The organism is Frigoribacterium sp. CFBP 8751 (assembly GCF_014841545.1).
Classification (GTDB): Bacteria; Actinomycetota; Actinomycetes; order Actinomycetales; family Microbacteriaceae; genus Frigoribacterium.
Genome location: NZ_JACYUB010000006.1, coordinates 211,760 through 221,208, shown reverse-complemented (window position 1 = coordinate 221,208; position 9,449 = coordinate 211,760). Strand labels below are relative to the sequence as shown.

Genomic DNA, 9,449 nt, shown 5'->3' with positions numbered 1-9,449 from the left:
ACCTGGGTGTCGACACCGTTGCTGAGGTCGGCGATCGACGCGGCGGGCGTCGACGCGGCACTGGGCTCGGACGAGGAGGACGACGACGTCGAGGAGGTGTCCGTCGCGGTGCCCGAGTTGGACGAGCACGCGGCGAGGGAGAAGATCAGGGCGCCGGAGGCGGCGATGCCGAAGGCGGCTTTCGTGATGCGCTTGCGGGTGAAGGCGTTCATGGTGAAGCTCCTTGTCAGTTGGTCCCGGTGGGGATGTACAGGGTTCGCCACCGGGGGCGAGAAGGTTTGGATCTCGGTCACTTCGTTACCCGCCCGTGACCTTCACCCCCGAACGAGGGGCGAGGGTGCGCGACGGGTCGAGCCGGACGTGCAGGAGGCGCGGCGCCGGTCTCGAGGACCGGCACCGCGCCTCCTGCGGTCGCGTCGGGTTCCGCTCTACTTCTTCAGGAACTCGAGCACGACGCGGTTGAACTCGTCGGCGTCGCTGACGTTCGCACCGTGCGGTGCACCGGCGATCACGTGCAGCTCGGACCCGGCGATCGCCGCGTGCGTCCGGGCGCCCGAGCCCTCGTACGGCACGGTCGCGTCACCGTCGCCGTGGATGACCAGCGTCGGCACGGTGACCTTGGTCAGGTCGTCACGGAAGTCGGTGTTCGCGAACGAGGCCATGGCCTCGAGGGCGGCGGCCTTGTTCGCCTGCTTGGCGAGACGGAGGGCGTCCTGGCGGTCGGCCTCCGACACCTTGAGGACGCCGTCGACCGAGAAGAAGCCGGTCGTGAAGTCCTCGTAGAACGAGTCCTCGTCCTTGGTCAGGCCGGCCGTCATCTCGGCGGCGGCCTCCTTGGTGAGGGGTCCGTCGGGGTTGTCGTCGGTCTTGAGCAGGTACGGCGGCACGGCCGAGGCGAAGACGACGCTGTGCAGGCGCTCGGTGCCGTATTTGCTGAAGTAACGGGCGACCTCGCCGCCACCCATCGAGAAGCCGACGAGCGTGACGTCCTGCAGGTCGAGCTCGGTGAGGACGGTGTGCAGGTCCTCGGTGAGGTGGTCGTAGTCGTAGCCGGTCTTCGGCTTGTCGCTGCGTCCGAAGCCGCGGCGGTCGTAGGTGACGACGCGGTAGCCGGCCTCGACGAACGCGGGGACCTGCTTGCTCCACGACTCGCCCGAGAGGGGCCAGCCGTGGATCAGGACGACGGCGCGGCCCGTGCCGCCGGTGTCGTCGACGTGGAGGTTCGTGTCCTTGAAGAGGCCGTGGTGTGCGGTGATCTCGGTCATGGTCGGGTGCCTTCTCTCTCCCGCCGTCCTGGCGGGGTCTCCTCCGTTCGTAGTCGGCCTCGCTGAGGGTCGGGTCGTCTCGGAGGTTTCTCGGAGGTGGGGGACACCCGAAGGGCGGGCCTGGCACGGATACCCCTAGGGGGTATAAACTGAGGCCCGATCGAGAGGACAGCGCATGACCGACACCACCATCACCACCCTGCAGGTCGACGGCATGACCTGCGAGCACTGCGTCGCGAGCGTCACCGAAGAGCTCTCCGAGGTCGACGGCGTCGACTCGGTCGAGGTCGACCTCAACCCCGGGGGCTCGTCCACCGTCTCGGTCCAGGCCGACGCGACCGTCGAGCACGACCAGCTGCGGGCGGCCGTCGAAGAGGCCGGCTACCAGCTCGCCGCACGATGACCGCCGCCGGAGGCGCGGGTCGGCCGGGCGGAGGCGTCACCGGTGGCACCCTGCCACCCGACGCGGTGCAGCTGGACATCACCGGCATGACCTGCGCCTCCTGCGCGAACCGCATCGAGCGCAAGCTCAACAAGCTCCCCGGCGTCGAGGCGTCGGTCAACTACGCGACCGAGAAGGCGCACGTGCGGGTCGTGGCCGGTGCGGCCGGTGACGCACGCGACGGCGACCCCGTCGTGCCCGACGTCGACGCGCTCATCGCCACGGTGGCCGCCGCGGGGTACGGGGCCACCGTGCCCGCGCCTCCTGCGTCCTCGACCGATGCGGCCGACGGCTCGGCCGGCGACGCCCCCGACGCCCGCGCCGGCGAGGTCGACGCCCTGCGCCACCGCACCCTCGTCAGTGCCGCCCTCGCCCTGCCCGTGGTCGTGCTCTCGATGGTGCCAGCGCTGCAGTTCACGAACTGGCAGTGGCTCGCACTGACCCTCGCGGCACCCGTCGCCGTCTGGGGTGCCTGGCCCTTCCACCGCGCCGCCGCGGTGAACGCCCGCCACGGTGCCGCGACCATGGACACCCTGGTCAGCGTCGGCGTGATCGCCGCCTTCGCCTGGTCGCTCTGGGCCCTGTTCTTCGGCGACGCCGGCCGACCGGGCATGCACATGTCGTTCAGCCTGGTCGCGACCCACGGCGGCCCGACCGAGCTCTACCTCGAGGTCGCGTCGGCCGTGACCGTGTTCATCCTGCTCGGCCGCTGGCTCGAGGCCCGCGCCAAGCGTCGCTCGGGCGAGGCCCTGCGTGCCCTGCTCGAGCTCGGCGCGAAGGAGGCCACCGTGCTGCGCGACGGTCAGGAGGCGCGGGTCGCCACCGCGGGCCTGGTGCCCGGCGACCTCGTGGTCGTCCGCCCGGGCGAGGCGATCGCCAGCGACGCCCTCGTGCGCGAGGGCACCTCGGCGGTCGACCTGAGCATGCTCACCGGCGAGTCGGTGCCGGTCGAGGTGGGGCCGGGCGACCGTGTGGTCGGCGCGACGCTCAACGTCGGCGGACGCCTGCTCGTCGAGATCACCCGCGTCGGGGCCGACACCGAGCTCGCCCGCCTCGGTCGCCTCGTCGAGGAGGCGCAGAGCGGCAAGGCCGAGGTGCAACGACTGGCCGACCGGGTGTCGGCCGTGTTCGTTCCGGTCGTGATCGGGCTGGCCGTGTCGACCTTCGTCGGCTGGCTCGCGTTCGGCGGGCTGGTCGACGGGGCCGGGGGCGGCGGCTTCTTCACCGGGTCGCTGCAGACCGCGTTCACCGCCGCCGTCGCCACCCTGATCATAGCCTGCCCGTGCGCGCTCGGGCTCGCGACGCCCACCGCACTGCTCGTCGGCACGGGCCGCGGCTCACAGCTCGGCATCGTGATCCGGGGGCCGCAGGTGCTCGAGCGCACCCGCACGGTCGACACGATCGTCCTCGACAAGACCGGGACGGTGACGACGGGGCGGATGAGCGTGCGCGAGGTCGTCCTGGGTGATGTCCGCGCGGGCGACGCCGCGGCCGCCGAGGTCGACGACGTCCTGGCCCGGGCCGCCGCCGTCGAGTCCGGCTCGGAGCACCCGGTCGCCCGCGCGATCGAGGCCGAGGCCGCCCGGCGCGGGGTCGTCGTCCCGGCCGTCGAGCAGTTCACCGCCCACGCCGGGGCCGGCGTGCAGGCTCTCGTCGACGGCACGCTCGTGCTGGTCGGCCGCCCCGGGTGGTTGGCCGACGAGTGGTCGGTCACCGCGCCTCCTGACCTCGAGACGGTGTTCGCCGCCGCCGAGGCGACCGGCGCCACCCCCGTCGCCGTCGCCTGGGACGGTCGGGTGCGCGGTGTCGTCACCGTCGCGGACACCGTCAAACCCGGTGCGCGGGAAGCCGTCGAGCGGTTCCGCGGTCTGGGCCTGACGCCCGTGCTGCTGACCGGCGACAACGCGGGCGCGGCCCGGCACGTCGCGGCGCAGGTCGGCATCGCCGCGGGGGACGTCGTGGCGCAGGCGACCCCGCAGCAGAAGGTGGAGGCGGTGGCCCGCTTGCAGGCCGAGGGTCGCGTCGTCGCCATGGTCGGCGACGGCGTCAACGACGCGGCGGCCCTCGCCACGGCCGACCTCGGCATCGCCCTCGGGACCGGCACGGACGCGGCGATCGCGGCCGGAGACCTGACCGTCGTCAGCGGCGAGCTCGCCGGGGTGGCCGACGCCATCCGGCTGTCGCGGGCGACGCTCGGCACCATCAAGGGCAACCTGTTCTGGGCTTTCGCCTACAACGTCGCGGCGATCCCGGTCGCGATGCTCGGGCTGCTCAACCCCGTGCTGGCCGGCGCGGCGATGGCGGCGTCGTCGGTGTTCGTCGTGACGAACAGCCTGCGCCTGCGGCGGTTCCGCGCCGGGTGAGGCGGGGCGGGCTCCGCGTGCCCGACTCGTGTCGCACCACGGGTGAGCTGCGCGGGCACGTGTCGCACCGCCTGCTGAACGTCGCACCGCCCGTTTCGGCGGTGCGATGTTCAGTTCTTGGTGCGACCACCCACAGGGTGCCTTACGCCACCGCCAGACAGACGAGCGATATGTAAAATGGTCGTCGGGTGTCGTCATCGCCGGAACGACCCCCGGGCATGGCGAAGCCCGAGACCGTCCAACCGATCTCGGGCTTCGATGTGCTCTCCGTGAAGAGAACCAGGGACCCAACAGAGATCCCGCTTCATCTGATCGGAAGTGTAATCCCATGACGATCGACGTGCAAACGTCGATCCCACGGGGTGGGTCCCTGGCTCTCTCGCGGTGTTCGCCGGCGCGAACACCGAGAGGAGGGAGCGGATGTCCGAGGACGACCGCCGCCCGCCCAGGAAGACCGTGCCGTGGTGGCAGATCGCGACTCTCGTCGTGACCGTCGCCCGGTTCGCGGTCGACCTGGTGCGCAAGGGCTAGGAACAGGGTCCCGGGGTCGTCAGGCCCCGGGGCCCGCTCCCCGCCGGCTGCTCCGACGCCGCCTAGGGTGAGCGCATGATCATCTTCGGCACCAAGGGCACGAGCGCCCTGCTCGGCGTCCTCTTCTTCGTCTGCCGGGTCTGCGGCAACGAGGCCGCGCAGCGCCTGGTCAAGCACCGTCGGTGGTTCACGCTGTTCTTCATCCCGGTGATCCCGTACTCGACGAAGCACGTCTACACCTGCGCCTACTGCGGCGCGGGCACCGAGCTCGACGCCGAGGCGGCCGGCCGGTTCCAGGCCGACGCCGAGCACGCGGCGGCCACGCGCGGCGGCCGACCGCAGGGCTGACCCACCGCTCGGCGGCACGGGAGGCTCCGGGAGGCGCGGCCCTGGAGTCAGGGCAGCGCGCGGTACCAGCCGGCCACGCGGGCACGCAGGCCGACGGGGCGGGACCGGAGCCGCGCCTCCTCGGGGGCGTCGGCGACGGCCGGGGCGAAGCCGACGGTCGCGCACGAGGTGCAGACGAGCACGTGACGGTGCACCGAGAGGGCCGTGCCGTAGAACGGGTTGGGCTCGAGACGGGTCGGCGACGCGCACAGCGTGCAGAGGGGGAGTTCGCGCGTTTCGTCCATGAGGATCACCACGACTCATGTTCGGCCACGAGAGGCCCCTTAGTTGTCCCCCACTTCGGGTGGCGGGGTACGCAGCGACGGGCGTCGGGCGGACTCGCCGCGGCCCCGGCTCGGCCCGGGCGGAGCCCGACGTCGGGACGAGGAGGCGCGGGTCGGCCACCTAGGATCGTCGCGTGACGGACTCCCACGCTCCCGGGCACGCCGCTCCCGCTCACGGTTCCCTCGGCCACGCCGACGGCGGCTGGTCCCCGCTGGCCGGCAGCGCGCAGGCCGTGGTGCTCGACATCCTCGTGCACGGCGCCCGCCCGCGGACCGAGCTCGCCGCCCGGCTCGGCCTGTCGGGCCCGAGCCTCACGCGCATCACCAGGCCCCTGCTCGAGAGCGGACTGCTGGTCGAACGAGCGTCCCTCGCGCCGTCCGGTTCGGGTCGGCCCTCGGTCCCGCTCGACCTCGACCCGGACGCGCACCACTTCGTCGGCGTCAAGCTGACCCGAGACCGCCTCTTCGTCGTCGTGGCCGACCAGCGGGGCCGGGTGCTGGACGGGCACGACGAAGCCCTTCCCGACCCGTCGCCCGCCGCGGTGGTGGACCAGGTCTCGGGGGTCGTGAGCTCGGCCCGGGGCCGGGACGACCGCATCCGCGCGGTCGGCGTCACCGTCGGCGGACAGGTCGTCGACCGTGCCCACGTGCGGCACGCGCCGTTCCTCGGCTGGGACGACGTGCCCCTCGCCGAGCTGCTGACCGCCACGACCGGCCTGCCGACCTGGGTCGAGAACGACGTCCGTGCGCTGACCCAGGCCGAGCTCTGGTTCGGCGAGGGACGCGGGCTGCGCTCGTTCGCCCTCGTCACGATCGGCGCCGGCGTGGGGCTCGGCCTCGTCGCCGCGGGCGAGGTGCTCGGCGGGGCGCACTCGTCGGCGGGCAGCATCGGACACCAGCGGATCGTGGTGCCGGTGCCGGTGCCGGTGCCGGTGCCGGTGCCGGTGCCGGTGCCGGTGCAGGCCCCCGCCGCACCCCCTGCCGAGGCGTCGGCCCCGACCTGCGACCTCGGCCACCACGACTGCGCCGGGGCATTCCTCACCGTCGCCGCGGTCGAGGCCGCCGCCGCCCGGGCCCTCGGCCGCCCGGTCGCCTACGACGACCTGCTCGCCCTCGCCGCCGACGGACACGAGGAGGCGCGGGTCGTCGTCGACACCGCCGCCGACGTCCTGGGGCAGCTGATCGCGGGCGTGCTGAACGTGCTCGACCCCGAGGCGGTCCTGCTGTCGGGCGAGGGCGTGCGGCTCGCGACCGTCGGCGGCGCGGCGGTCGACGCCGCGATCGGGCGCGGCACCCACGGGGCGGTTCCGCCGCCGCGACTGATCGTCCAGGAGTTCCGGTTCGACGAGTGGGCACGCGGCGCCGCCGCCGTCGCGATCCAGATGCACGCGCTCGGGCGCTGACGCCACGCGCGCTCGCCGGCGCCGCGCGCGCTCCTCGGGACGCGCCCCGCGCCTCCTCGCCCTTGAGCCCGACCCTCGATGAACCCGGTTTCGAACGATGAACCCCGAAGCTTTCGGGTTCATCGTTCGAAACCGGGTTCATGGCCGCCCCGCGCCTTCTGCCGGCCCCGCGCCTTCTGCCGGACCCGCGCCTCCTGCCGGACCCGCGCCTCCTGCCTGCCCCCGCGACCCGCGCCTCCTGCGCGCCCCCGCACCTCCGACCCGTCGAGAACCCCGTTCCGTGCGATGAACCACGCATCGTCGTGGTTCATCGCACGGAACGGGGTTCATCGGCACCGAGAGCCGCCCGCCCTCACCCCTCGGCGGTGACCCGCAGCAGCACGACGCGCTCGGGGAACGACGACGGCGCCTGCACCCCGGCGACCGCCAGGGCGCGCCCGTCGAGCACGACCCCGGGGTAGGCGCCGCCCTCGTCCGCCGTGCCCCACCACGGCGGGGGCGTCAGGCCGTGGTCCGGCGATCCCACGGTCACGGGGGCCACCCGGTACCGCCGCTCGGGGTCGAGCCCGGGCAGCAGCACGCGGCCGAGCGGTGCGACGTCCGACCGTCCGACGGAGGCGAGGAAGAACAGGGCCTCGCTCGCGTCGGCGGCGACCGAGCCGTAGACCAGCAGCGACGGGTCGGCCTCGTCGACCCGCACGAGGTCGCCCGTGTGCATCAGCTGGCGGTGCTCCTTGTAGAGCGCGATCCACGCGGCGAGGTCACGGTTCTCGGCGTCGGTCGCCCGGGCGAGGTCCCACTCGATGCCGAGGTGGCCGAACAGGGCGGTGCCGGCCCGGAACGACAGTTCGTGCCAGCGGCCGGTGGAGTGGCTGACGCCCGAGGCGATGTGCGAGCCGAGCAGCTCGGGCGGCAGCAGCTGCATCGTCCAGCGGTTCATCTGCTGCCGGTCGAGCGGGTCGATGCAGTCGCTGACCCAGACGCGGTCGGTGCGCTCGAGCACGCCGAGGTCGACGCGGGCGCCGCCGGACGAGCACGACTCGATCTCGAGCCCGGGGAACCTCGCCTTGAGCTCGTCCATCAGCCGGTACGCCGCGAGGGTCTGCTCGTGGACGCCCGCGGCACCGGTCGGCCAGGTGCCGGCGTCGACGAGGTCGCGGTTGTGGTCCCACTTCAGGTAGGCGATGTCGTACTCGGTGAGGATCGCCGTCATCTGGCCGAGCACGTGTTCGAACGCCCCGGCGATGCCGAGGTTCAGCACCTGCTGGTCGCGCGACCGCGGGGGCAGCCGGTCGCCGGTCTGAAGCAGCCATTCGGGGTGCTCGCGGGCGAGGTCGCTGTCCTCGTTGACCATCTCGGGCTCGAACCAGAGGCCGAACTCCATGCCGAGGCCCGTGACGTGGTCGATCAGCGGTGACAGGCCGTCGGGCCAGACGTCGGCGTCGACCACCCAGTCGCCGAGGCCGGCGTGGTCGTCGCGTCGTCCCCGGAACCAGCCGTCGTCGAGCACGTACCGCTCGACGCCGAGGGTGGCGGCCCGGTCGGCCAGGTCGCGCAGGCGGGCGAGGTCGTGGTCGAAGTAGACGGCCTCCCAGACGTTGATCGTCATCGGGCGCGGGCGGGTCGGGTGCTGCTCGCGGGAGCGCAGCCACCGGTGGAACCGCCGGGCCTGGTCGTCGAGGCCGTCGCCGTACGAGCCGAAGATCCACGGGCTGCGGTACGACTCGCCCACCTCGAGCCGCAGCTCGCCCGGCAGCAGCAGCTCGCCGCCGCCCAGCACCTGCGCTCCGGTCGACAGGCGTTCGGCGTAGTGCCGGTGGTTGCCGCTGAACCCGACGTGCAGACCCCAGACCTCGCCCGAGCCCGCCCCGAAACCGAACCCGGGCACGCCGACGCTGAGCACGGTGGCGGCGTCGGGGCCGGTGCGTCCCTTGCGTCCCTCGCGTTCGTGCACGCCGACGACGAGCTCGCGGCGTTGCGGTGTGCGCTCCTTGCCCCAGCGGCCCGCGAAGTCGAGGATCTCGCGGGCCCGCGGCGGCACCGGCAGGGCCAGGTGCAGGTCGGTCAGCGTGTAGACGTCGGCTGCGGTGCTCGCGGCCCCGGCGGCGGTGCTCGTCGTCCGGTCGTCGCCGGTGGCACCCCCGCCCCCGCGCATCCCGCCCCCGCGTCGCCCGGCGACGTTCGTCAGCTCGGCCCGGGTGCGGACGAGCCCGCTCGCCGTCAGCTCGATCTCGAGCACGACCGCGAGTCCGGCCACGTCGTCGTGTGCCTCGACCGTGACGACGGCGGCTCCCGCGTCGACCAGCTCGGGACCCGAGGAGGCGCGGGTCGCCTCCGCCTCGCCCGTCACGTCGAGCGTGTCGACCGTGAACCGTGGCGACCAGTCGGCGCCGTCCGAGCGGTGGCCGCCGACCCCGGGCTTGCCCGACCAGCCCGCGTGGTGCTCGGGCAGGATCGCCAGTCGCACCGGCTCGTCCATCAGGTTGTTGACGTACGGCGGCACCGCCGCGGCGGCGAGGGACCGCACGTCGTCGAGCGTCGGCCGACCGAGGGCGGCGCCCCAGTGCAGGACCGCCGGCAGGCGCGCTTCGGTGACGTCGAGCAGCAGGCTGACGCCGGCGCTGCTCAGGTGGACGAACGCGTCGGGTGCCCGGGACGGCGCGACGACGGTGGGCGACGGGGTGGGGTGCGACACGGATGCTCCAGACGGCGGCAGATACTTTCGTCCGAAAAGTATCTCCGACGTCACGCGGGCGTCACAACCCCGGCGGGGT

General features: G+C 73.4%; 7 protein-coding genes and 1 pseudogene. 4 read left to right on the top strand and 4 right to left on the bottom strand.

Annotation, left to right across the window (positions count from 1 at the left end; genetic code table 11):
* Positions 1-212, bottom strand: a pseudogene (locus tag IFT88_RS14700) (hypothetical protein); the annotation flags it as partial.
* 216 nt (positions 213-428) lie between these two features.
* Positions 429-1,265, bottom strand: coding sequence for an alpha/beta fold hydrolase (locus IFT88_RS14695; protein ID WP_192121435.1), 837 nt, complete (start codon positions 1,263-1,265; stop codon positions 429-431).
* A 175-nt stretch (positions 1,266-1,440) separates the two neighbouring features.
* Here IFT88_RS14695 and IFT88_RS14690 point away from each other — a divergent pair, with 175 nt between their 5' ends.
* The 3 genes from IFT88_RS14690 (at position 1,441) to IFT88_RS14680 (ending at position 4,949) form a co-directional block, all read left to right on the top strand.
* A complete protein-coding gene (locus tag IFT88_RS14690; protein ID WP_043596620.1) occupies positions 1,441-1,668 on the top strand; it encodes a heavy-metal-associated domain-containing protein in 228 nt (75 codons plus the stop codon).
* Positions 1,669-1,718: 50 nt separating this feature from the next.
* Positions 1,719-4,070 (top strand): heavy metal translocating P-type ATPase, encoded by a 2,352-nt coding sequence (locus IFT88_RS14685; RefSeq protein WP_446718836.1) that lies wholly within the window; start codon positions 1,719-1,721, stop codon positions 4,068-4,070.
* A gap of 606 nt (positions 4,071-4,676) precedes the next feature.
* A complete protein-coding gene (locus IFT88_RS14680) occupies positions 4,677-4,949 on the top strand; it encodes a zinc-ribbon domain-containing protein (RefSeq protein ID WP_192121431.1) in 273 nt (90 codons plus the stop codon).
* A gap of 47 nt (positions 4,950-4,996) precedes the next feature.
* On the opposite strand, the gene IFT88_RS14675 is transcribed toward IFT88_RS14680, so the two are convergent.
* Entirely contained in the window at positions 4,997-5,233 is a 237-nt protein-coding gene (locus IFT88_RS14675) for a hypothetical protein (protein WP_148053668.1), read from the bottom strand.
* A gap of 173 nt (positions 5,234-5,406) precedes the next feature.
* Between IFT88_RS14675 and IFT88_RS14670 the strand changes: the two genes are divergently transcribed.
* A complete protein-coding gene (locus IFT88_RS14670; protein ID WP_192121429.1) occupies positions 5,407-6,675 on the top strand; it encodes an ROK family protein in 1,269 nt (422 codons plus the stop codon).
* A gap of 352 nt (positions 6,676-7,027) precedes the next feature.
* Here IFT88_RS14670 and IFT88_RS14665 read toward each other — a convergent pair whose 3' ends face one another.
* Positions 7,028-9,370, bottom strand: a complete 2,343-nt coding sequence (locus IFT88_RS14665; protein ID WP_192121427.1) for an alpha-galactosidase — start codon at positions 9,368-9,370, stop codon at positions 7,028-7,030.
* Positions 9,371-9,449 lie beyond the last annotated feature (79 nt).

Excerpts from the sequence above, each read along its gene's own strand:
- IFT88_RS14695 (WP_192121435.1), bottom strand. The coding sequence starts at position 1,265 with ATGACCGAGATCACCGCACACCACGGCCTCTTCAAGGACACGAACCTC.
- IFT88_RS14680 (WP_192121431.1), top strand. The coding sequence starts at position 4,677 with ATGATCATCTTCGGCACCAAGGGCACGAGCGCCCTGCTCGGCGTCCTC.
- IFT88_RS14690 (WP_043596620.1), top strand. The coding sequence starts at position 1,441 with ATGACCGACACCACCATCACCACCCTGCAGGTCGACGGCATGACCTGC.
- IFT88_RS14675 (WP_148053668.1), bottom strand. The coding sequence starts at position 5,233 with ATGGACGAAACGCGCGAACTCCCCCTCTGCACGCTGTGCGCGTCGCCG.